This is a genomic window from Maribacter sp. HTCC2170, assembly GCF_000153165.2.
Taxonomy (GTDB): domain Bacteria; phylum Bacteroidota; class Bacteroidia; order Flavobacteriales; family Flavobacteriaceae; genus Maribacter_A.
On record NC_014472.1, the window covers coordinates 2,969,615 to 2,993,736 of the forward strand.

The 24,122-nt window shown below is 37.3% G+C and carries 23 protein-coding genes; 14 read left to right on the forward strand and 9 right to left on the reverse strand.

The features are described 5' to 3' along the window. Window positions 1-39 precede the first annotated feature (39 nt). Both FB2170_RS13000 and FB2170_RS13005 read left to right on the forward strand, forming a co-directional pair. Window positions 40-543, forward strand: a complete 504-nt coding sequence (locus FB2170_RS13000) for a hypothetical protein (protein ID WP_013307034.1) — start codon at window positions 40-42, stop codon at window positions 541-543. 98 nt (window positions 544-641) lie between these two features. Beyond that, a complete protein-coding gene (locus tag FB2170_RS13005) occupies window positions 642-1,775 on the forward strand; it encodes a TlpA disulfide reductase family protein (protein WP_041632854.1) in 1,134 nt (377 codons plus the stop codon). 72 nt (window positions 1,776-1,847) lie between these two features. On the opposite strand, the gene FB2170_RS13010 is transcribed toward FB2170_RS13005, so the two are convergent. After that, the gene (locus FB2170_RS13010; RefSeq protein ID WP_013307035.1) at window positions 1,848-3,488 is read right to left on the reverse strand and encodes a hypothetical protein; all 1,641 of its coding nucleotides are present in this window, start codon (window positions 3,486-3,488) and stop codon (window positions 1,848-1,850) included. Window positions 3,489-3,648: 160 nt separating this feature from the next. Continuing rightward, window positions 3,649-4,299, reverse strand: coding sequence for a rhomboid family intramembrane serine protease (locus FB2170_RS13015; protein WP_013307036.1), 651 nt, complete (start codon window positions 4,297-4,299; stop codon window positions 3,649-3,651). Between the two features lie 58 nt (window positions 4,300-4,357). On the opposite strand from FB2170_RS13015, the gene FB2170_RS13020 reads away from it, so the two are divergent. Then, window positions 4,358-5,236 (forward strand): lysophospholipid acyltransferase family protein, encoded by an 879-nt coding sequence (locus FB2170_RS13020; protein WP_013307037.1) that lies wholly within the window; start codon window positions 4,358-4,360, stop codon window positions 5,234-5,236. An 11-nt stretch (window positions 5,237-5,247) separates the two neighbouring features. On the opposite strand, the gene FB2170_RS13025 is transcribed toward FB2170_RS13020, so the two are convergent. Next, entirely contained in the window at window positions 5,248-6,024 is a 777-nt protein-coding gene (locus tag FB2170_RS13025) for an endonuclease/exonuclease/phosphatase family protein (protein WP_013307038.1), read from the reverse strand. 22 nt (window positions 6,025-6,046) lie between these two features. After that, window positions 6,047-7,435 (reverse strand): phosphoglucosamine mutase, encoded by a 1,389-nt coding sequence (gene glmM, locus FB2170_RS13030; RefSeq protein WP_041632855.1) that lies wholly within the window; start codon window positions 7,433-7,435, stop codon window positions 6,047-6,049. 95 nt (window positions 7,436-7,530) lie between these two features. On the opposite strand from glmM, the gene FB2170_RS13035 reads away from it, so the two are divergent. From FB2170_RS13035 to FB2170_RS13050, 4 genes are read left to right on the forward strand one after another with little or no spacing between them, the layout of a single operon-like run. Next, window positions 7,531-8,115, forward strand: coding sequence for an ACP phosphodiesterase (locus tag FB2170_RS13035; protein WP_013307039.1), 585 nt, complete (start codon window positions 7,531-7,533; stop codon window positions 8,113-8,115). A 19-nt stretch (window positions 8,116-8,134) separates the two neighbouring features. Further along, entirely contained in the window at window positions 8,135-9,829 is a 1,695-nt protein-coding gene (ggt, locus tag FB2170_RS13040; RefSeq protein WP_041632856.1) for a gamma-glutamyltransferase, read from the forward strand. Window positions 9,830-9,847: 18 nt separating this feature from the next. Then, the gene (locus FB2170_RS13045; RefSeq protein WP_013307040.1) at window positions 9,848-11,440 is read left to right on the forward strand and encodes a phytoene desaturase family protein; all 1,593 of its coding nucleotides are present in this window, start codon (window positions 9,848-9,850) and stop codon (window positions 11,438-11,440) included. A gap of 6 nt (window positions 11,441-11,446) precedes the next feature. Further along, entirely contained in the window at window positions 11,447-12,154 is a 708-nt protein-coding gene (locus FB2170_RS13050) for a hypothetical protein (protein WP_013307041.1), read from the forward strand. A gap of 4 nt (window positions 12,155-12,158) precedes the next feature. Here FB2170_RS13050 and FB2170_RS13055 read toward each other — a convergent pair whose 3' ends face one another. Then, window positions 12,159-12,914: a DUF1080 domain-containing protein gene (locus FB2170_RS13055; RefSeq protein ID WP_041632857.1), complete on the reverse strand. Its 756-nt coding sequence runs from the start codon at window positions 12,912-12,914 to the stop codon at window positions 12,159-12,161. Window positions 12,915-12,927: 13 nt separating this feature from the next. After that, complete coding sequence (locus FB2170_RS13060; RefSeq protein WP_013307043.1) at window positions 12,928-14,241, reverse strand: Gfo/Idh/MocA family protein; 1,314 nt, start codon at window positions 14,239-14,241, stop codon at window positions 12,928-12,930. Between the two features lie 185 nt (window positions 14,242-14,426). Between FB2170_RS13060 and FB2170_RS13065 the strand changes: the two genes are divergently transcribed. The 4 genes from FB2170_RS13065 to FB2170_RS13080 all read left to right on the forward strand — a co-directional run bounded on the left by FB2170_RS13065 (window position 14,427) and on the right by FB2170_RS13080 (window position 20,173). After that, on the forward strand, window positions 14,427-16,622 hold the full coding sequence (locus FB2170_RS13065; protein ID WP_013307044.1) for an amino acid permease: 2,196 nt from the start codon (window positions 14,427-14,429) through the stop codon (window positions 16,620-16,622). Then, window positions 16,622-17,299, forward strand: coding sequence for a lysoplasmalogenase (locus FB2170_RS13070; RefSeq protein ID WP_013307045.1), 678 nt, complete (start codon window positions 16,622-16,624; stop codon window positions 17,297-17,299). Before FB2170_RS13065 ends, FB2170_RS13070 begins: the two co-directional genes overlap by 1 nt. A gap of 96 nt (window positions 17,300-17,395) precedes the next feature. After that, the gene (locus FB2170_RS13075) at window positions 17,396-18,244 is read left to right on the forward strand and encodes a DNA alkylation repair protein (RefSeq protein WP_013307046.1); all 849 of its coding nucleotides are present in this window, start codon (window positions 17,396-17,398) and stop codon (window positions 18,242-18,244) included. A gap of 138 nt (window positions 18,245-18,382) precedes the next feature. Next, window positions 18,383-20,173 carry a serine hydrolase gene (locus tag FB2170_RS13080; RefSeq protein ID WP_013307047.1) on the forward strand — a complete coding sequence of 597 codons (1,791 nt, stop codon included), beginning with the start codon at window positions 18,383-18,385 and terminating at the stop codon, window positions 20,171-20,173. 93 nt (window positions 20,174-20,266) lie between these two features. Here the strand turns inward: FB2170_RS13080 and FB2170_RS13085 are convergent, their stop codons facing one another. Then, window positions 20,267-21,289 (reverse strand): substrate-binding periplasmic protein, encoded by a 1,023-nt coding sequence (locus tag FB2170_RS13085; protein ID WP_013307048.1) that lies wholly within the window; start codon window positions 21,287-21,289, stop codon window positions 20,267-20,269. Between the two features lie 153 nt (window positions 21,290-21,442). On the opposite strand from FB2170_RS13085, the gene FB2170_RS13090 reads away from it, so the two are divergent. Then, on the forward strand, window positions 21,443-21,868 hold the full coding sequence (locus FB2170_RS13090) for a GNAT family N-acetyltransferase (RefSeq protein WP_041632859.1): 426 nt from the start codon (window positions 21,443-21,445) through the stop codon (window positions 21,866-21,868). Here FB2170_RS13090 and FB2170_RS13095 read toward each other — a convergent pair. Beyond that, window positions 21,865-22,629 (reverse strand): XRE family transcriptional regulator, encoded by a 765-nt coding sequence (locus FB2170_RS13095; protein ID WP_041633229.1) that lies wholly within the window; start codon window positions 22,627-22,629, stop codon window positions 21,865-21,867. The two genes, FB2170_RS13090 and FB2170_RS13095, sit on opposite strands and share 4 nt — an antisense overlap. A gap of 97 nt (window positions 22,630-22,726) precedes the next feature. Here FB2170_RS13095 and FB2170_RS13100 point away from each other — a divergent pair, with 97 nt between their 5' ends. Next, the gene (locus FB2170_RS13100) at window positions 22,727-22,912 is read left to right on the forward strand and encodes a hypothetical protein (protein ID WP_013307051.1); all 186 of its coding nucleotides are present in this window, start codon (window positions 22,727-22,729) and stop codon (window positions 22,910-22,912) included. A 6-nt stretch (window positions 22,913-22,918) separates the two neighbouring features. After that, entirely contained in the window at window positions 22,919-23,578 is a 660-nt protein-coding gene (locus tag FB2170_RS13105) for a TIGR03915 family putative DNA repair protein (RefSeq protein WP_013307052.1), read from the forward strand. A 4-nt stretch (window positions 23,579-23,582) separates the two neighbouring features. Here the strand turns inward: FB2170_RS13105 and FB2170_RS13110 are convergent, their stop codons facing one another. Further along, window positions 23,583-24,110, reverse strand: coding sequence for a hypothetical protein (locus FB2170_RS13110; protein ID WP_013307053.1), 528 nt, complete (start codon window positions 24,108-24,110; stop codon window positions 23,583-23,585). Between the last annotated feature and the right edge of the window lie 12 nt (window positions 24,111-24,122).

A 24,122-nucleotide genomic window follows, 5' to 3' on the forward strand; every position in this document is an offset into this window, starting at 1 on the left:
ATCAAGAATCATTATTTTTACATTATTAAATAAGAACTTATGAAAATTTTAAAAACACTTACATTAATTGTTTGTTTAACTTCATTATCAACAGTTTTCGGACAAGAGATTTCGGATCACGCCTTAGGTTTACGATTAGGTGACAGTGACGGCTTTGGCGCTGAAGTTTCGTATCAAAAATCAATTTCACAGTATAATCGTGTTGAAGTTGATTTGGGTTGGAGAGACCACCGTTATTTCAATGCTTTTAAATTAGCTGGAATATACCAATGGGTGCACGAATTGGACGGGGACTTTAACTGGTATTATGGTGTTGGTGGTGGACTCGGAAATGTTAGCTTTGATAATGCTATTGATGGTTTTGTCTCGGACAATGATGGCTTGTTTGTCTTTGGGGCTGGTAATATTGGCATAGAGTATAATTTTGATATACCACTTTTGCTCTCACTTGACTTTAGACCTGAAGTAGGGCTAGTAGGTTATGACGGGTTTTCTGATAATTTTGATTTCGATATAGCCTTAGGTATTCGATACCAATTCTAAACATAACAATAATATAAAAGAAAGCCCTTAGCAATTGTTAAGGGCTTTTTATTTGTGGTGGGATATAACTACATTTGCGCATCTAAAAAACTAGAATAATGAAAAATTCCCTATTTGCCCTTATTGCATTGTCTGTACTTCTTGTTTCATGTAATTCCAATCCAGAAGGCTATACAATCAATGGTACCATTACAGGAGAAATTGCTGATGACGTTAATGTTTACTTGAAAAAAGGTGGAGACAACAATGAATTAGTCGAAATTGATACGGTTAAAACCATTAATGGCACATTTACTTTTACTGGTGCAAAAGAGCATCCTGAAATGCATTACATTTTTGTGGATAAACAAATTGGTTATGCCGCCGCAGTTTTAGAGAACGGTGAAATTGATTTTGTGGCTCACAAAGACAGCTTAGGTCTTGCTATAATTACCGGTACAACACAGAATGATTTTTTAGAGGATTATAGAGAAAAGTCCAAAGCGGTTTCAATGCAAGCAATAAGCATTCAAGAAGATTTAAAAAATGCCTCGATGTCACGGGATACGGTATTGGTAAATTCTTTAAAAGAAGAATTGGATGAATTGCGCGTGGAATATGAGACTTTTGAATCTGATTATATCAGTTCAAATCCTACTGCGTTGATTTCAGCCCTGTTGATTGATAAGGCACTTAGTGCCAGGAGCCCAGATGTAAAAAAACTTCAAGAATTGTACGATGGACTTGCCCCTGAAATCAAAGAGACCAGTGCTGCCAAAAAAGTTCTTAAAACCTTGGGGTTGATCAAAGAGCGGGAGGCAAAATCTAAAAACACCAACGTCGGTGCTGTTGCGCCTAATTTTTCTGCTCCAACACCTACAGGAGAGCTTTTGGCCCTTAACGATATTAAAGGTAAAGCAACACTAATTGATTTTTGGGCAGCATGGTGCAGACCATGTCGCGCTGAAAACCCTAATATCGTAAAGGTTTACAACAAATATCATGATAAAGGATTGAATATTATCGGCGTGTCTTTGGATAAAACAGAAGAAGCTTGGAAAAAAGCTATTGAGGATGATGGTTTAGTTTGGAATCAAATCTCAAATGTTGCATATTTCAAAGATGAAATTGCTCAAATGTACAATGTGAACGCTATACCAGCTGCTTTTTTGTTAGATGAAAATGGTGTAATCGTGGCAAAAAATTTAAGAGGCCCTGCCCTTGAAGCCAAAGTGGCAGAGTTACTCAACTAAGAAAGAACCGAATACCAATAACAAAAAAGCCCCGACGTTTAAGTCGGGGCTTTTTATATATGTTTTTACTCTTTAAAATTTATTTCGAACATCATCAAAATCACCTGTGATAGTTACGTTACTGTCAATATTAACATCACCAATAATATTTACAACAGAATTAGCTCCTAGAAATTCAATAGTAGAATTATCTTTCAATTCTAAATCTCCATAAATGGTGAGGTTACCTTCTATTCTTAAAACGGCTCCTTCTTCAACTGTTATTTTCTTACGTTTTTTATTGTTACCAACGACAAGAGTTCCGTTCATTTCCATCAAACCATTTTCTTTTACATCAACGTCATTCCTAACTGTCCATGTACCGCACATTAACAAGGAACCCTCTACCTCTATCTTATTAAATCGTTTTGACCCCCTAAATGCGATATCATCACCTTCGTTGACAAACAATTTACTTGACCCGCTATAATTATCCAAAGTGGAACATTCAGCAGCCAAACTTTCAGATGGTCGATTAAGCTTTATAACCTGTAACCCGTTTTTACCCGAGGCAGCGAATATATAATCACCTTTGGACTCAACAAAATTTATTGATCCATCTAGGCCTATAACACCCACTAAATCAATACTACTGCCTTTATCTTCAGAAAGACACAATCCTGCACCGCCATTAGCCATGAGAATAACTTCATCATTCATTGCCACCGCATTGGTTTCTCTACCTTCAGTGGAGGTTCCGGCCGGATCAATCAATATTGGCAAGTACTCAATTAATGAACCACTCGTCACATTATATATACCAGCTCCCTTTGTCCCTTCAGAAACAATTACTTTGTCATTTTGGAACTCTAGGGTTCTTTTTGTTGCGACACCGAAATCAGTATTTATGGCAATTTCGTTGGTTATGTTTAAATCTCCATCCAAAATACTAACACCTTTACTAGCATCTAGAACAGCGAATTGATTATTATAGATAGATACAGATCTTAGATCTTGGAATGGGGCTTCTTTTAATATAGATAAATCTCTTTTATCATAAACTGTAATAAAACCGTCACCACCACTAGAAACAACCACAGTACTAGCAGTAACTTCAACATCTGTACTATTGAACCCCTCTTGAAAACCATAAGTAATTCCAGCACCAATATTCATTTTACCACCAGATGTAGGTATTTTTGCTATAAATGAATTAGCAGTAGCCCTAACGGATTTTTCAGAATCGACACCTCCAACCGCATAAACATATCCATCATTATACTCAATTGAGTTTACATCGGCATTTGTATAATAAAGCCTTGAACTAACCTTCGGTTCTATTGGATTACTGATATTAATAACGTCAATACCCCCAGCATAACCGTCCTCTACAGTATTATAGGAAACATATGCAAAATCACCATCTACATGTACATGGGATGCTGTTAAGTTCTGCCCTCCACTATAAGATGGTGGATCAATTTGGGCTACCAAGGTAAGTGGAAAATCACCAGCCTCTTCAGCTTTTGCACTGCCCGCATATTTACCAGAAATACTATCTTCCTCAGCGATATCAAGTACGCCAGAGTAGTCATAGCTAATACTATTTTCTAAAATTTGTTGGCTTTTTTCTAATTGAAGGTCATCTTGAGGTTCATTAAATACTGTTGTTTCATCACTACATGAAACTGTAAACAAGACGATTGACCAAAGTAGTAGGTATACTTTTTTCATTACAAAATATGGATTTTATTAGATTTGGGTTTCTAACTTAACGTCAAAATTACTCAAAGTGTATGTCCCTACGAAAGAAAATCGATGAAATGCCATTAAAAGACAGGAATGGTAAAATAATTAGCTTCGTTTAAATCCTATTCTTCTGTAGTAATTGGGCCTATATTTTCCCTAGCTTTTCCATAATAAAAAGAATGACAATTGGCACAGCCAACAGTATGACCATCGTGGTGTCTGTTATTAAGAGGTCTGGTTTGAATACTAATGCAGTAATGTAACCACCTATAGCACCTCCAAAATGTGCAGTATGTCCAATATTGCCTAATCTTTTTTTCATTCCGTAGATTGAATATAAAAGATATCCAATTCCTAATACATATGCAGGTAACGGTATAGGTATGAACATAATACCAAGGCGCATATCAGGTTGTAATAAAATGGCAGCATATAATATTCCCGTTACCGCCCCACTGGCCCCAACAGCGCTATAATAGGGTTCATCCTTATGAAAGAATAACGCCAACAAACTTCCCGCTAGTAGGCTGATAAAATATATGCCCACGAATTTGGTTGGACCAAACCATTTAATGACCACATCTGCAAAGAAGAATAAAGTAAACATGTTCATAAATAAATGGGACATGTCTACATGTAAAAACCCAGATGATAACATTCTATCTTTTTGACCAGACTTAATTGCTCCTATAGCGAACTTATATCGGTCAAAAAATGAATTGTCATTAAAGCCTTTCAATGAAACAAGTACATTGACAGCAATTATAGCGATAGTGGCTATATGAAGATCATACATATTGATACGTTATTTTTCGTGCCAAATATAGCTATATTTGCGCTTTACAACAGAAAGAATGCAGTTACTTGCCTTTATTATCATATATCCTTTATTGTGGGTTGTTTCAATCTTACCCCACTCACTATTTTATGGTTTTTCCGATATTATTTGTTTTGTTGTGTACCGAATTGTCGGTTATCGTAAAAAAGTGGTTCGGGCTAATTTAGAATTGGTGTTTCCTAACAAATCAGGTGAGGAAATCAATCGGATTGAGAAAGAATTCTATAAACATATGTGTGATATGTTTTTAGAAATGGTTAAAACCATGAGTCTTTCGAAAGAAGCGGTAAAAAAGAAATATCATGTTACTAATGTTGATCTACTAAGGGAAATAGAAAAAAAGAAGAGTATTTTGCTCGTCTGTTCGCATTATGCCAATTGGGAATGGAATGTGAGTATTAGCAATTATGTTGAATCAAAGGGTTATGCGGTTTACCAAAAAATAAGCAATCCATATTTCGATAATTGGGTGAAAAATGTTCGGGCAAGGTGGAATACGGCCTTGATCACACAGAAGGAAACTATTAAAACCGTGGTACAAAACCATCGAGATAATGTTACCTCAATCTATGGTATGGTCAGTGACCAATCACCACAAGTACACCGGGCGAAATACTGGAAAGAATTCATGGGAATTAAAGTTCCTATCTTTACTGGGCCAGAATTTTTGGCACGAAAACTTGATATTGCTGTGGTCTTCCTCAAAGTGCGTAAAGTTAAACGTGGACATTATGAAGCCACTTTTATTCCCATAACGCTTGAGGGTGGTAAAACAGGAGAAAACGAAATTACCGATAAATTCCTCGAACTCACTGAACAACAAATAAATGAACGGCCAGAACACTATTTTTGGACGCATCGCCGTTGGAAACATCGTGAGAAGGCACCAAAATAAAGCCGTATTAATTACGGATTAAAAACAAGGGTCGCTACGACGATACAGTGATCACTTGCATAATTTTCACAGATTACTTCATAATCAATTACTTTCCACTTCTTAGGGTTGGTCAACAATATGTGATCCAAACAAACCTTGGGTTCATCAGCCGGCCACGTTTTCTTTTTTGCAGCTTGTAATTGTGGCTTATGAAAATTTTCTGATAAGATTCGTATAGTCTCACTATTCGGCCCATCATTAAGATCACCAACCAATAATGTGGGGTATTTTGTACTTCCCAAAGCTTCGTTTATTGCTTTAGCCTGCATTAAACGATCTGTGTCGTCTCTTAAATGATCCAAATGAGTGCCAACAAATTGAATGATATTTCCATTTCTGGTTTTCACTCTGGTCAAAAGAGCCGCGCGTGGTTCAGAAGTTGGTAAATGTGGTAAGGAAATATTCTCAGAACCTATAAAAGTTAGGTTTGACAATACAGCTTCACCATATTCCCCACCATCATAGTACATGGCTCTAGCAAAAAGCGAGGCCATTTTAGTTCGAAAGCCAATTTCTGTTGGAAGGTCGTACTTTTTTGCCCTATTGGTCTTAAAATCCACTTCCTGCAATGCGACCAAATCTGGATTGTACTTGTTGATGACCCCTGCTATGGTGTCAAGATTGAAGTCATTTTTTGTGGTGGCGCCATGTAGAATATTAAAGCTCATCACTCTTAAAGTATCAGCTTGCGAAAAACTTTTAAATCCAATACATATAACAATAAAAAGAAAGAGCTTTAATTTCATAAATGATTATTTAAAAGGTTACTTATAGGCCTGCAATCTCTTTGATTTCCCCAATAATTCGCTCGGCTAAGCCGTCTGCCTCTGATTGGCTTTTTGCCTCAGTATATACTCTAATGATAGGTTCTGTATTCGATTTGCGTAAATGTACCCAGTTCTCGGCAAAATCAACTTTCACACCATCAATGGTAGATATTTCTTCATTTTTATATTTATCGGCCATTGCTTCCAAAATGGAATCAACATCCAAAGTGGGCGTTAACTGAATTTTGTTCTTGCTCATAAAATAGCTTGGGTAACTATCACGTAATTCTTTTACTGTACCTCCGTTTTCGGCCATAAGCATTAAAAACAAAGCGGTACCAACTAAAGAATCGCGCCCATAATGACTTTCAGGATAAATGATGCCCCCATTACCTTCACCTCCAATAATGGCTTTATTGGCTTTCATTTTGGTCACAACATTCACTTCTCCTACGGCAGAGGCTTCGTAAGTTCCACCATGCTTTTGGGTAATATCTCTCAAAGCTCTTGAAGATGATAAATTGGAAACCGTATTTCCTTTGGTTTTTCCCAGCACATAATCAGCACAGGCAACCAAAGTGTATTCCTCTCCGAACATTTCACCATCATTGCTGATAAAGGCCAAACGATCTACATCTGGATCAACAACAATTCCAAAGTCCGCTTTTTCCTTAACCACTAATTCACAGATATCGCCTAAATGTTCTTTTAAGGGTTCTGGATTATGTGGAAAATGTCCGGTTGGGTCACAATACAATTCAACCACCTCTACACCTAATGTTTCCAATAGTTTGGGAATGGCAATTCCTCCTGTCGAATTAACGCCATCAACAACGACTTTGAATTTAGCTTTGCGAATAATTTCTGCATCAACCAAAGAAAGATCCAAAACTTCATCAATATGTATATCTATATAGGCATCGTTTTTAGTTATACTGCCCAAATCATCTACTTCAGAAAAATCGAATTCCTCTTTTTCTGCAATTGCCAAAATATTTGCCCCTTGTGCTGCATCTAAAAACTCTCCTTTTTCATTCAACAATTTCAATGCATTCCATTGTTTGGGGTTATGGCTGGCAGTAAGAATAATACCTCCATCAGCTTTTTCAAGCGGTACTGCAATTTCAACTGTTGGTGTGGTTGATAAATCAAGATCAATAACATCAATGCCCAAGCCAACCAAGGTTGAAACAACTAGATTCTGAATCATTTCTCCAGACAACCGTGCATCGCGACCTATCACAACCTTCAAATCGTCTTTTTTAGAATAATCCTTTAGCCAAATGCCATAGGCCGCAGCAAATTTGACCGCGTCTATGGGTGTAAGATTATCTCCTGGTTGACCACCAATGGTTCCCCGTATTCCTGAAATTGATTTTATTAGTGTCATATGCTGTTCAAAAAGTTTTTGCAAATATACGTGTCTATCATTATTCCTAGCTCCCAAATTGGTAAATTCGACCTTATGAACTATTTTACAGCTCAATGAATTTTTTAGCCCATATTTATCTCTCTTTTGGTGATGATGAAATAACCATTGGTAATTTTATTGCGGACAGCATTAGAGGTAATAAAATAGACCATTTCCCAAGCAGAATCCAAAAAGGAGTGCTCTTGCATCGTGAAATTGACACATACACTGATTCACATTCAATTCCTAAAATCAGCAGTAAAAGACTACATAAGAACTATAGCCATTATAGTCGGGTTATCGTCGATATATTTTATGATCACTTTTTGGCAAAGAACTGGAAAAGCTATTCTGAGATTCCACTTGATGTTTTTGTAGAGAACTTCTATGATCTATTGGAAGATAATTATTCGGTCCTTCCTACTGGTGTTCAACGGATGATGCCCTATATGATTTCTGATAATTGGATATACAACTACTCCAAAATGGAAGGAATTGGCAGGGTACTGAACGGAATGAATCGAAGAACCAAAAACAGATCTAAAATGAATTTTGCAATATTGGACCTTGAGGAGCATTATAATGATTTCGAAAAGGAATTCACATTGTTCTTTGAGGAGTTAATTACCTTTTCCAAACAAAAATTCATTTCACTTTAAGCAATCAACCGTATTAAGAATGAAAAAACTGATTAAAGCAATTCCCCTACTCTTACTATTTATTCTATTTACCCAATGTAGAAAACAGCCTGCAAAGCCCACAGGACTGGTTACCGAAAAAGCAATGGTTGTATCTGCCCGGAAAGAAGCATCTGAAGTTGGCGTTTCTATTTTGAAAAATGGAGGCAATGCTTTTGACGCCATGGTAGGTACAGAATTGGCGCTGGCCGTGGCTTATCCGTTTGCAGGAAACTTAGGAGGAGGCGGATTCATGGTCTACCGTAAGAGTAATGGTGATATTGGATCAATCGACTATCGAGAAAAAGCCCCTTTATCTGCTCACAAGGATATGTATCTTGATTCGCTTGGAAATGTGATTCCAGGCAAAAGTACAATCGGTGCCACGGCTGTTGGAGTACCAGGTACTATCGCAGGTATTTTCGAAGTGCATGATAAGTTTGGGAGTCTTCCAATTGCTGAAATTATTTCCCCAGTTATAGATTTAGTAGAACAAGGCGTTGTTGTTACCAAAAAACAAGCTGCACGGTTAGAGAAATACAGAGAACAAATAATTGAAGTAAATGGTGATAACACCTTGTTTTTCAATAAATGTCAACAAGGGGATACTCTTAAATACCCTACACTTGCCAATACACTAAGGCGAATCGCAAAAAATGGACGGGAAGAGTTTTATACAGGTCAAACTGCTAAGAAGTTAGCATCCTTTATTCAAGACAATGGTGGTTATGTGACCGAAGAGGATTTAGCAAAATATGAGGCAAAATGGAGGCAGCCTATTATTTTCAATTATAGGGATTTGAAAGTAATCTCAATGAGTCCGCCAAGTAGCGGTGGGGTAACTATGAACCAAATTTTCAAGATGATAGAGCCTTATGAGGTTTCGGAGTTCGGACACAACTCTAGGGAAACTATTCAGGTTTTTACAGAAGCTAGCCGCAGGGCCTATGCTGATCGTAATTACTTTCTTGGGGATCCAGATTTTGTTGAAATACCCTTAGATGTTCTTCTGAGCACCAGCTATATAGAGGGCCGCATGAAAGACTTTAGTTTTGATCAAGCCACTAAATCATCTGATATTGAAAGAGGTAAAATCCAAATCTCCGAAAGTTCTGAAACCACCCACTACTCCATCGTTGATAATGAGGGAAATGCGGTTTCTGTTACTACAACCCTAAATGGAGCATATGGATCTAAACTGTATTGTGATGAACTGGGCTTCTTTTTGAACAATGAAATGGATGATTTTAGCGCCAAACCGGGCGTGCCAAATATGTTTGGACTTATTGGCGCAGATGCCAATAGCATTGCTCCAGAAAAACGTATGTTAAGCTCAATGACGCCAACAATAGTTGAGAAAGATGGGAAATTATGGATGGTTGTTGGAAGTCCAGGTGGTTCAACAATCATCACTGCAGTGGCGCAAACAATTCTAAATTGTTACGAGTTTAATTTGAGTATGCAAGAAGCAGTGAATGCACCAAGATTTCACCACCAATGGCTACCAGATTTTGTTATTTTTGAACCTGTGGGGTTCTCAAATGTGGTAATGGATGAACTTAAGAATAAGGGATACAACATTAACGAGGACAGAACACCAATTTTGGGGAAAGTTGATGCCATTCGAATATTACCAGATGGTCGTTTAGAAGGTGGAGCTGATAAACGAGGTGATGATACGGCTGTCGGATATTAATAAAAAGCAAACAGAACTATGATTCAAACCTATAAAAGAAAACCGGTATTAGCAGACAGTTATGATACTATAATTATTGGGTCTGGAATGGGAGGGTTAACAACTGCTGCAATTCTTTCAAAAGAAGGGCAAAAAGTGTTGGTTCTTGAACGCCATTATACGGCCGGTGGATTTACCCATATTTTCAAGCGAAAAGGTTATGAGTGGGATGTAGGCATTCATTACATTGGAGAAGTTCAACGCCCCAATAGTATTACCAAACGATGTTTTGACTACATAAGCGACTCAAATCTAAAATGGGCCGATATGGGTGAAGTTTACGACCGTATTTATATTGGGGACAAGGCCTATGATTTTGTAAAGGATGTAAAAAAATTCAAGCAGAAACTTTGTGAATATTTTCCTGAAGAAAAAGATGCGATTGATGGATATGTAAACCTTGTTTTTGCTAGTACCAAGGCTACAAGAAAATATTTTGCCGAAAAGGCATTGCCTCCACTACTTTCGAAAATTATCGGAAAAGGAATGCGTAAACCTTTTCTTGAGTTTTCCAATAGAACAACATATGAGGTATTGAGTTCCCTTACCAAAAACGAAGAATTAATAAAGGTTCTAACCGGACAATATGGCGACTATGGTCTACCCCCGAAAAAAAGTAGTTTTTCAATGCATGCATCATTGGTGCGCCATTATTTCAGTGGTGGTAGTTTCCCTATTGGTGGTTCATCCCAAATCGTTGAGACCATTGACCCCGTGATAGAAGCTGCTGGTGGAACAATTCTCATAAATGCCGATGTTGACAAAATAATCATCGAAAACAATAAGGCAACAGGTGTACTAATGGTTGATGGAAAAACCTTTCATGCCAAGAACATAATCAGTGCAGCTGGGCTCATGACTACTTATAAAAAGTTGATTCCAGATAATGTTAGGGCCAAACATAAATTTGATGAACAAATGACCAAAGTACAGCGATCCGTTGCACATGCATGTCTTTACATTGGGTTAAAAGGTTCTCCAGAAGAATTAAAATTACCAAAGACAAATTTTTGGATATACCCTGAGGGTACTGATGACCATGATACAACAGTGGATAACTTTCTCAAGGACAATAACGCACCTTTGCCAGTGGTCTATGTCTCTTTCCCATCGGCCAAAGATCCAGATTGGTCCAATCGTTACCCAGGCAAAAGTACTATAGACATCATCACATTAGAGCCTTATGAAAACTATGAGAAATGGGATGGCACTAAATGGATGAAACGAGGAAAGGAATATGAAGAACAAAAAGAAAAAACGGCCCAACGCTTATTGAATATTCTATATAAACACCTCCCTCATTTAAAAGGTAGTATTGATTATTATGAACTTTCATCACCATTGACCACGCAACATTTTGTCAACTATGATGAAGGGGAAATATATGGTATTGACCATACACCAGAGCGATTTAGACAAAAATTTCTAAGGCCTAGAACCCCCATCAAAAACTTTTATCTTACCGGGCAGGATATTGTGACAGCCGGAGTTGCTGGAGCCTTGTTTGCTGGAGTATTGACCGCTTCCGTTATTACAAAGAAAAATATTATAAAAAGTATCATGAGTAACTAGCAAGCAATGATTCGAAAAGCAATTAAACTTTTAGCAGCCTTTGTTTTGGTTTTGATGGTTAGTGCAATAGCCGTCTATATGATTTATAATGAATCTGCACCAAAAGGGAGACAAGGTCCTGAAGCCAATGCTTTGGCTCACAAAATGCTAAGGGCTGTAAACCAAGAAGCTTTTAACACTACCAGATTTATTGAATGGACATTTAGAAACGGTGACCATTCCTATAAATGGGATAAGACTATGGGCAAGGCTGATGTTTCTTGGAATGATATAAAGGTTGAATTAGACTTGGTCAATCCTGATAAAAGCAGGGTTTATGAAAACGAGGTTGAAGTTTCCAACAAAACATCTCGTAAAAAAGCTATAGATAAATCGGTCAAATTATTCAATAACGACTCATTTTGGCTGGTAGCCCCTTTTAAGGTTTTCGACCAGGGTACTCGAAGAAGCATTGTGAAACTGGAAGATGGGTCTGAATCTCTTTTGGTCACTTATTCAAGTGGCGGTAGTACCCCTGGGGATTCTTACCTATGGAAATTACAACCCAATGGTTTTCCAGAAAGCTTTAAAATGTGGGTTGACATCATACCAGTCGGTGGTCTGGAAGCTTCTTGGGATGACTGGCAACTAACAGAGAGCGGCGCATTTCTACCCAAATCCCATGTATTGGGACCTATGAAATTGGATATGGGTAATGTTAGGGCTTATAACTAAAAGATCATTCACTTTGTATGAGTGCTGCCTTCTGCTCTTCGGAAGTCACACCTACAGGCAATTCAATAAGCTTGAAATTGCGGAAATGAATCTCAGCTCCTTCAGACTCTAAACACAGATACCCCTTTTTTATGGTGGATTTGCTTATGCCATTCACAAATTTCCCATTCACCGAGAGTTTAATGGTTCCGTCAACACATACCACTGTATAGCTGTTCCATTCCCCTTTACCTAACGCTCTATTCTCTACGGATTTACTTCTTCGCCCCCTAGGGTTATCGGCAACTATTTCAACGCCGCCAACACCAAATAACTCACCATGAACATATGCGATTGGCGGTACTTTGCCATCTCTTGTATTTAATCTCACCCATTCTAAATCAAGCATCTGCACTTCTACACCACCAGGCAGAGCAGATTTTGGGTCAGGTTTGGCATCACTCCATGCAAAGACTCCAGAATTGCCTCCGGCTTCCATATGCCGCCATTCTACTTGTAAAATGAAGTTCTCATATTGTTTTTCAGACCGCATTACCCCTATAGGCATTCCTTTACAGATAAGCAGATCATTTTCAGTACGCCATGTATCGGGGTCGGTGTTCACATTCACCCATTTAATCGATTCTTCGGTATTTTCAGAATCAAAAGTCATTGCCTTTAAGGTTGTTTCCGATCCAAAAACAATCGGCTGATCTTGGCTTTTCATCGTACAGGAAAACAGGACAAATACTACTATTACAAGACTGATATAATTTTTCATATAAATTAATTGGTTAGATAAACTTTGTTTTACCCGGCACAGCGATTGGTGGCATCTCCCAAACATAATCCCAAGCATAATCCTTGTTTTGTGGTCCCAACGATTCTTTGGAATTTATTGCCTGCTCCCAGCTTATTGTTTGTCCTGTGTAGGCGGCCATTCTGGCCCAAATGCCCAACATAGTACTATTCGCCATATATTCACCATCGTTTATGGGCTTACCGCTACGAATAGCAGCAAAAAGTTCGTCATGCTCTGTTTGATACATATTGTTTCGCTCTCCATCGAATTTCCAATTTTGCGGCCCATTTACCTCATACTGTCGTCCAATATTAATGATTGCATTCCCATCGGTACCAAAAATATCAACACTGTTACGATGCGAGGTGTCTGCTTGCTGCCTGGTAAAGTGATATCCTTTTGCCCCATTCGCATAGTCAAATTCCACTGCAAAATGGTCATATATATTACCATAGCGTTTATCCGTCCGAGCTTGTCTTCCGCCGGTACCCACTGCACTGATTGGCATGACATCGCCCATGGCCCATGACATCAAATCCAGACTATGCACGGCCATCTCCACTATGAAATCCCCTGAAAGCCAGTTATAGTAGTACCAATTTCGCATTTGATGGGTCATTTCGGACCAATCTGGCTGTCGCTCCTTATACCAAAGCTCTCCCCCACCACGAAATGTAGTAATTGTTTTGATATCCCCAATATCCCCGTTTAAAACCTTTCCAAACGTTGCCCTCTTGGCATTATCATATCTAAAGCAAAAACCTGAAACCACCGAAAGTTTCTTCTCTTTCGCCATTTTGGCCGCTGCAAGTACCTTACGTACACCAGGGGCATCGACTGCTACTGGTTTTTCACAAAAAGCATGTTTGCCAGCATTAATCGCAGCCATTAAATGATCTGGTCTAAATCCAGGAGGGGTTGTTAGCAATACAACATCGACCCCAGAATCAATTACTTTTTGATATGCATCAAAACCAATGAACTTTTGAGCCTTTTCAACTTTTACCTGATCACCAGAAATCTTGATGATCTCGTTATAAGCTCCTTCCAAACGATCTTCAAAAACATCTCCCATAGCCGTTAAAATGGTATTTGGGTCTGCTTGTAATGCTTGAACTGCTGCACCAGTGCCTCGACCACCACAGCCTATTAATCCGACTTTTAAGAGCGGTTCTTTGGAAAGTCCAGTTGCACTTAAAACGCCGGTTGGATACACAAGGGTACTACCAGCCAATGCCATTCCTGATTTCTTGATAAAGGTTCTACGACTCTCACCTGAAAGCGATTTTTTTAATTGATCGGTCATATTATAAATTATTGAATATTGTCTTCTAAGCTTTTAAAGATACTGAAATAAGACATATGTAAATATATTAAGAAGTTGTTTTATATAATACGTCAAAATAAACTTTGACAACACTCTTTTTGACATGAAAAGTTTATTTATCTTACTTGTTTTTTGGTGAAAATACCAACTAAGTAACCTAACCAATGGCAGAAAAAAAGAAGTTTGGCACATTTGCCGGTGTTTTTACACCATCTATACTGACTATTCTTGGTGTCATCATGTACATGCGTCTAGGATGGGTGGTTGGTAATGCTGGCCTATTTGGGGCCATAGCCATAATCATCATTGCCCATATAATTGCCGTTACCACAGGTTTAAGCGTATCTTCAGTGGCAACCGACAAAAAAATTGGTGCCGGAGGAATTTATTATGTGCTATCTAGAAGTATGGGAATTCCCATAGGAGGGTCTATCGGAATTGCCCTCTACGTGGGTACTGCTTTTTCCGTCGCACTTTATTTAATAGGTTTCGCCGAAAGTTTCAATTCGTTTTTTGGATTTGGGATGTCCGTCAATGATTTTCGTTTAACAGGAACCATTGCCCTATGTTCCTTGACCGTTTTGGCGTTGATAAGCACTTCGCTCGCTCTAAAAACCCAGTTCTTCATTCTTGCGGCTATAATTGTTTCACTTATTTCAATTTTTTTAGGTACTACTGAATTTGCCCCTCAATCGGTAGCAATGTTTTCTTCAGAGGGGTCGGTATCTTTAGAAGTCGTATTCGCAGTCTTCTTTCCTGCCGTTACTGGTTTTACCGCAGGTATAGCCATGAGTGGGGACCTTGAGGATTCTAAACGTTCGATTCCTGTTGGGACCCTGGCGGCAATAGGTACTGGGCTAGTTGTCTACATTGTACTTGCGGTTTTTATGGCCTTCGCCATTGATTCCGAACAATTAATAACAGATTATAACATCCTAATGAAAATCGCCCTATTTGCCCCAGCAGTTGTCGCAGGTATTTGGGGAGCAACGTTGTCCTCTGCTTTAGGCGGTATTCTTGGTGGCCCTAGAATTTTACAGGCAATGTCTAACGACAAAGTAACTCCAAAGATTTTTGGTAAAGGTAGAGGGGTGAACAATGAACCAATCAATGCACTTTTCTTGGTATTTCTAATTGCCGAAGCAGGTATATTAATTGGAGAATTGGATGTTATTGCCAGAGTAGTCTCTATGTTCTATTTAACTGCCTACGGATTTATAAATATTTCATACTTCTTGGAAAGCTGGGCAAATCCCGATTTTCAGCCCTCGTTCAAAATCAAAAGCTGGATTGGCCTACTGGGTTTCATCGCATGTTTTGTGGTGATGTTCAAACTTGATATGATTGCAATGATGGCAGCGTTGGCTGTAATTACGGCGCTTTACTTTGGCCTACAGAGAAAAGAGGTTAAAATTCAATCTAACGATGTCTGGCGTAGCGTTTGGGAGAATGTCGTGAACAAGGGACTTAAGAAGATTGATGAAAAAGATGACGAAAATTCGAACTGGAATCCCAATATTATTCTTTTCAGTGGAAAAAGTGACCACCAATCCTATTTATTGGAGTTGAGCAAAACCGTATCAGGAAGAACCGGTATAGTCACCAATTTTAAACTGATTCTAGACAAGGATAATGATGTTCCTTTACGTAAGGCTGAGCAAACGGTCAGAGATGATAATTTTAAGGAACTTGGGATTTTTGGGCGTCAAATCAAGGTTGACAATATTTATACCGGCATCACGAATATCGCTTCAACATTTGGTTTTTCTGGAGTTGAGCCAAATACCATAATGATGGGATGGCCCAAAGGATTGGAAAGTTCAACGGAGTACGCAAAAATGACTGAAACTCTCTTGTATCTGGACTATAACCTTTTGTACTTGGATTTTGATAGAAATGCCAAATTTGGTAACTATCAAACCGTAGATCTTTGGTGGCGAGAAACCGATAGTAAAAATGCTGAAATGATGCTTAATATTGCCCGTTTCATCATTGCATTCCCAAAATGGAACAATACCAGCATTCGTGTGCTGTTCGTGAACAATAACAATGTTGATATTGAATTGATACGAAATAAAATCGCCCGACTGGTTGATGACCTCAGGGTTAATGTAGAAATCAAAATCATCAACAATGCGGTTGAGCAAAAACCTTTCTATGATATTATCTCAGAGGAATCCAGTAGTACCAACTTGACCTTAGTTGGTATCCCAAATTATAGGATTGAAAAGCAGGCAGAGTTTGTCCTAAAAACAAACCACCTATTTGAAACTATTGGTTCTACCCTACTTGTCAAAGCAGCCAATAATTTTAATGAGTTGGATTTGGACCTCATTCAGAATGAAACTGAACAAGAATAATGAATGACAAACATCTAATAAAGCCTTGGTTTGCAATACTGCTGTTAATGCAATTGGTTGTAGCTGGTATTGCTATTGCAACCGATATTATTTATTTTAAAATCGGTGTGGCCGGTCTTGGTATCATAGCCCTAATGTATGCACACAAACATCACTTGAATAAGGTTTTAGACGTATGGGTAGTTGCAATAGCATTTGGGGCATCTATGGTGGGGGATTGTTTCCTTTCCAGTATGAACGGCAACAGCTCAATGTTCATGATCGGAATTGCCTTTTACTTATTGGCCCACATTGGATACTTATTGTTTTCGGTGCTTAACGGTATAATTAAACGGGGATTAACTGTGGGCATTCTAATTGCCTTTTTGATTTTCTATTTTTTAGCCTTATATCCTAGCATTCCAGATAAATTATTGGCGCTTATCGTCTTGTTCTATTTGGTTGTTTCCTGCGTGTCGGTAGGAGCTGCATTTGGTATTAAAGCTTGTCCAAAAGTTAAATGGCCCTTTGTTATTGGAATAGCATTGGTCTTGTTTTCAGACACTATTATATCCTTAAAGGAATTTGTAAAGTACAATTCCCTTGATTTTATGATATTACCCACCTATTACCTTGCACAAATTGGTATTACTCTTGGGTTATATTATAAAAGTTTAAGGAAAGAGATGCATCTATAACTCTTTCTAAAGGTTTGCAAACGAATAATATACCATTAGTGGTTTGATCGCTTAGAAACATAAGAATATTCCTAAATTGACTACAACAATTGTAAAATGAAGAAAATCGCATTGCCAGAAACCCCTCATTCCATTCAAAAGGGAGTCCCTTTGAAGCTGGTTCTTGACAGACTAGCGGTAACGCAGTTAGCTAATAACTTACAAGCAGTATATAGTCCTTTTATGAAAGATGACTTCATTGAAAATGTTATACAGAAAATCGAACCTCTTACGCTCAAAGAAAGAGGAAGTATGATTGCAGCTGCTATGAGAAATCATTTGCCCAACAACTATACAAAGGCAATTTCAATTCTTATTAAGTCATTAACACCACCTCTTGAACGTACTGATAAACTTGGATTATCCGGACTATTCTATATGCCTCATGTCTCATTTGTTGCATTGTATGGTCTCGATATAGACTATAACAAGAACATAGATCCTTTTGACGTTTCTATGAAAGCCCAATATGAACTGACGAAAAGGTTTTCATCAGAATTTTCAATTCGTGAATTCCTTATTACTCGACCAGAAAGGACATTTGGAGTATTGAATGAATGGATTTACAATTCCAATCCACATGTGCGCAGATTGTGTTCAGAGGGTACAAGGCCCAGGTTACCATGGGCAAAGAAAATACAGTCTTTAGTGATTGACCCAAGTCCCTCATTCAGAATACTCGAAGAATTGAAGAACGACCCTGATTTATATGTAAGAAGAAGTGTTGCAAATCACGTTGGCGACATTGCGAAAGACAACTTGGAAATAGCCCTAATCATGTGTGAGTCATGGCTAAGTGATTTATCAAACGAACTTAAGTGGGTAATTAGACACGCACTTAGGCATCCAGCTAAGAAGGGAAACAAGGATGCTTTAAAAATTAGAGCTTTAGCAAAGAAAAACTGACTTCAACAAGAAGTACAGTGCATAGCCTTTGGAAAACACACCATTCATTAATACTTGCCGGTAATTTAAAACTAAGTAGAAATATTTTCAAAAGAGTAACAATTAAACTTTCTGGTCGTCATAAATAAAACTAATAAAATGAATAAGCTACTTACATTACTTTTAGCCCTTCTACTTTCCTTTACGATCAGTGCTCAAAAAGAAAAAAAAGAAATTGATCAATTCGTAAACGAATTAGATCAAAAAATTCCTCAATTATTAAATGACTTCATTGTTCCTGGAACAGCAATTGCCATTATAGAAAATGGCGAGATCATCCTACAAAAAGGATATGGCTTTTCCAATATTGATAAAGGGACTCAAGTGACAAACACAACAGGTTTTAATATTGGGTCTATTTCTAAAACCATTGCTGCTTGGGGAGTAATGAAACTAGTGCAAGAAGGTAAAATTGACCTTGATGCTCCAGCTGAAAAATATCTTACTAGATGGCAATTGCCAAAATCTGAATTTGATTCAGATAAAGTCACGATTAGAAGACTTTTAAGTCATACAGCTGGTTTATCATTACATGGATACCCAGGTTGGTCTCCAAAAGATGATTTACCCACTATTGAAGAATCTTTAGATGGAAAAAACAATGGTCCTGGACGTGTTGAGATAATTATGGAACCAGGAACGAAATGGAAATATTCAGGAGGTGGTTTTTCTATTCTACAATTAATTGTTGAAGAAGTTACCAAGCAAAAATTTGAAAATTATATGCAATCAGAAATATTAAATCCTCTAGGAATGACCAGTAGTAGTTATACCATAGATGAAAAAATATTGAATTCTTCATCTTTAGAGCACAACAGTTTTGGTGAAGTCATAGACTTTGAATTGTTTACAGCTCAAGCAGCAGCAGGATTGCATACCACAATTAACGATTTTACAAAATTTGCATTAGCAAGTCTTTATGCGAATAAAAGCAATAAGCAGCATCAACAAATTTTATCTGCGTCGAATCTACAACTAATGATGACAGCTGCTCCAAATTCAAACGAAAGTTACGGTTTAGGGTATCAGGTTGAAACAATTAAAGGAACTTCAATGACTTTAGCCGGACATGGTGGAGCTAATTCAGGGTGGCATGCCTTTTTACGTGTAAATCCGGTAACCAATGATGGTTTAATTATGATTACAAATGGAGGTGCAGGCTATAATATATACAGTCAAATATATTGCGATTGGATCTATTGGAAAACAGGGGAATCAATGGGTAATCGTTGTAATATAGTTCCTTCTATTGCCACTAGATTAAAAAGTATTATTGACACAGAAGGTATCGATAACATAGAATCCCAGTATATAGACTTAAAGAAAAATGAAGCCAATGAGTACAATTTTTCAGAGGATCAATTGAATCAATTAGGCTATCATTATTTGGGTAAGGACAAAGTTGATTTTGCTGTTGCCATATTTAAAACAAATATTAATGCCTTTCCAAAATCTTCTAATGTATATGATAGCTATGGGGAAGCTCTTTTAAAGCGTGGTGAAAAAGAAAAGGCCATAGAGAATTATCTGAAATCAGTAGAACTCAATCCCGCTAATGAAGGAGGTATTAAAGTATTGAAGGACTTAGGGGTAAATACAGAAGGCCTATTCAAGGAGGTTATTATTGAAGAAAAAGTTTTACAGAGCTATGTTGGCAGCTATGAACTGGCTCCGGAATTTGTGATAGCTGTTTCGAGAGACGGAAGTCAGTTGAAAGCTCAAGCAACAGGTCAAGGTGAATTCGAAATTTACCCTAGATCTGAAAATGTCTTTTATTTGAAAGTTGTAGAAGCCCAAGTTACGTTCAATACAAACGAAGACGGAGAGGTCGTAAGCATGACCTTACTACAGGGTGGGCAGGAAACAATCGGACTAAAATTAAAGAACTAGTTCAAATAAAATACGAAGGCACACTAATAACCCTATGAAAAACCCTAGTCCGGTTCTCTAAAGCCTGAATAGAAGGTAATCTTGGATTATGGCCTAAATTTCACTTAGGCCATATTCATTCAGAATTATTTGCCATTCCTGACTTTCAATAATCTCCAATATTTTTTGCGAAATACGTTGTTCAAGTTCAATGTTGTTCTTTGTTAAACCAAAGGCGTAAAATTGAACGTCAAATTTAATTGGTAAGACTGATAGTTTGTTCAAGGTGGAGTCTTGCTGAATTCGGTATTTTAAAATTGGTTCGTCATAAATAACCGCATCAATCTTATTGTTATTCAATTCTTTCAAACTTGGTACTACCCCGTCGTAAACTTTTATTTCCTTAAAGAAATGATTTTTTAAAAACTCATTACTACTAGAGTTTTTAATAGAACCCACCGTTTTATTCTTGAATTCATTAAAACTATCCGGGTTACTGTTCAACTGGTTTATAGTTAAACTTGATGCAATACTTGCCGTTAACCCACTAATAAACAACAATCCCCCAAACATCAACACTAACGATGTTACTTTTCCCAATTTACTTTTAGGTGCTTTATCACCATAACCTACAGTGGTAAGGGTTACTGCAGACCACCAGATACCATCCCATATACCATTGAAACCGGTTCTAAATTGCTCTTTGTTCTTATTACGTTCAAAAAACCACGCCAACACACCAAAAAGAAGAATTATGAACAGCAAAAGAAAAAAACCTTTTAGGAAATTCACATTAAAAAAACCAAAAACGAAGCTCTTGAACTTTTGCAGAGTAGATGCTTCGGCAATTGCGATAGTAGAGTTCGAGGCATAGAAAGAATCTGTAAACTCCATTTTCTTACTTCGCTCACTTGTAATGGTAAGTGGGTTTATACTCATATCAATTGCACCATTTTCAAGTGCATTGAGCATTCCTTTGAACTCCATTTTCTCATAGGTGAATTCCATATTAAGGTCATTGGCCACTTTTTCCCATAACCAAATGTTTATTCCCTCTAAACGGTCTTCAAATTCAATAATGAACGGAGGTGCTGAGGTATAACCCACCTTAATCGTGTCTTGCGCTACCTGTCCCATTGTGAGACTTGTAGAAAAAATAAGCAGTAAGAAAAGTATAGTTCTGTTCATTAAGTCAAAAATACAATTAATAATGAATTGAAAATTCTGTATTCCAAAACCAAATCAAGCAAGGTAAATTCAATACTTTTACCATATCAAATACCATTTACCATGAATTATAGAATTCTAACCAAAGAGGATATCAATGTATCTTTTGAAAAAGAAATCAAAAGTCTTTTCGAACAATTAAATTCAGATATCAAACAACAAAACATTAAAGATGTTCTTTCACAAGGCAACGATTTTATCTGCGCTTGCTGCTGGGAAAATGAAAAGTTGATTGGTATGGCTTCATTAGCAACTTACAAGGTCATTTCCGGTCATAAGGGCTTGGTAGAAGACGTGGTTGTCTCGAACACAATGCGCGGAAAAGGAATTGGCAGAAAACTTATGGAAATACTAATTGATGAAAGTGAAAAAATAAGGTTATCGGAGATTCTTCTTTTTAGTGGTCATCATAGAAAACCAGCAATTTCACTGTATAAAAGTCTTGGTTTTAACCAAAAAGAAAGTGGCATGTATATTTTAAAGCTTTAATCCCCTTTGACCTGATTAAACTGGCTTTTTAATTCTTCCATTGATTCTTGCAATTGCCGTAACAAGCCTTTTTCTGTAGTTGCATCTACACCAAATGTAATCTTACTGTTCACCTGCCAAATTTCTTGTATCTGCTGTGGTTTAATTTCATAAGGTGGATAGGTTTCATTTAGTGATATTAAAGTGATATTGGCGGAGTTAGGTGTTTTTTCAATCTTCTTAACCAATACCGCGTCCTGCAAAACAACAACATACATTTTATTGGCACTTACATGTTCTATATCCTCAACAGCCTTTGCCAATACCCACTCCCCTGGCCTTAAATTGGGCAGCATACTATCTCCTTCTACTTGAAAGCCCCTATAGGTAGTATTTCTGAATTCAGGTAAGGGTATATCAAAAGCAGGTAATTGCTTATACCAGCTCGTATCCTGAATATTTTGCGGATAACCAGCAGCTGCTTTGGCATTCACCAAAACCATATTCTCATTATCTGTAGAATCGACGGTCACCACTTTTGGAATAACACTGGTTTTTGAAGTCTCTAAATATTGTGAATCACTTTCACCGAACAACCAGAGTGGATTTATTTTAAACTGCTTTAAAAGCTCAGCGACCACCTTTCCAGATAATTTGGTGCGCCCCCTTTCAATATCTGCAGTAGTACTGGAGATACCCAAAATCTTGGCGAATTCAGCCTGGGTAAACCCCAAATCTCTTCGAACCTCGGTAAATCTTTTTAATGTTAGTTCATTTTCCATATTCAAATATACGTAATTTGGATTATTTCCAAAATAAATTAGGAATATTTCCATAATTAGGAATATATCCATATATTTGGATTATATACTAAATAGGATGACAAATAAAACAATACAGGATAGACTCAGTTTTTTTGCTTTGGCTGGAACCAGAGATCGTATTCATGAAAATAGAATGTTTACCAATAGAAGGAGAAAGCAAAAATCATCCGCCCTATTGGATGCTCAAAGGGTTGAGAAAGATCTTAACGTTAGACCAAGTGTACAATTAAGTTTATTCTAAGTTATTATGGAAAATTCAAAGGTTTTGATTTACGATGGAAGTTTTAATGGGTATTTAACTTCACTTTATGTTGCCTTAAAAGAAAATATGGTAGTTAGCGATTTTCAGAAATTAAATACTACCCAAAATGGACTGTTTGTTGAATCAAAAATGGTTGTTACCCAGATTTCAAAGGCAAAAGAGGTTTGGACCCAAATAGAAAAGAAAGGTAATACCATTATTAGGAATGTTTATTTTGCATTTTTAAGTGAAGCAGATGGCATAGAGTATATGCTATACAACTATGTTCAAGGGTTGTTTAGAACAATGTCTTCGGAAGGAGTTGAGCAATCAGTGAATTTGGAACATAAAATTGTTCAGCTCGCAAAAATGGTCAGTAAGGAAAAGCATCTGATGGAGGCGGAAATTGAATTTGAAAACAATAATGACCGTATTCATATAGTTGAAATTGAGCCGGGTTACAATGTTCTGCCACTAATTTCAAGATTTTTTAGATTCAAACATTCAAAACACCAATGGATCATCTTTGATCGCAAGCGTAATTACGGATTGTATTATAATTTAAGTTCTGTGGAAATTATCAATTCGGAGACAAAAAGCTGGTATATGAAATCAAGTGCATTGTCAAACACTTTTTCACAAAATGAGTATAGATTCGCGGTGTAAGGATTTATTTTGATTTATCACCTATAAAGTGGTCGCTCTTGTTTTGAAAGAGTACATTAAAGGTGGTAAGACTACCATAGATTCGGGTAATATACTGTTGCAAATCAATTTTTTCCTGATCGTTCAGGTTTTTGCTAGCGTTTATTTTTTGTTCCATAACACGAATTCGATCACGAACCATGACTATTTTATGGAAAAAAGTATCTATGGGTATTTCCTTATCAGAAAGATTGGCTTCTCCAGGAGACATGGTCAATGTACCGCCTTTCCATTTACTGGCAATGGCAGTTGCATTATTGGTATCGCTCCACCTCTTTAATATAGAAATCAGAGACATCTCTACATCAGAAAAACTTACGGTGTCAACTTCATCCTCCACCGCTTCTATGACTTCAAATTCTGTATCAATAGCTATAGTTTCTAATCCTCCATCTATGAAAGTTACCCAATATTGCTTTGAGGTTAAATTGGTCACAACTCCTTTTCCCAATTCAGGATGTGCTATGCGTGAACCTATACCAAGTAATTTCATATGACTGCTTTT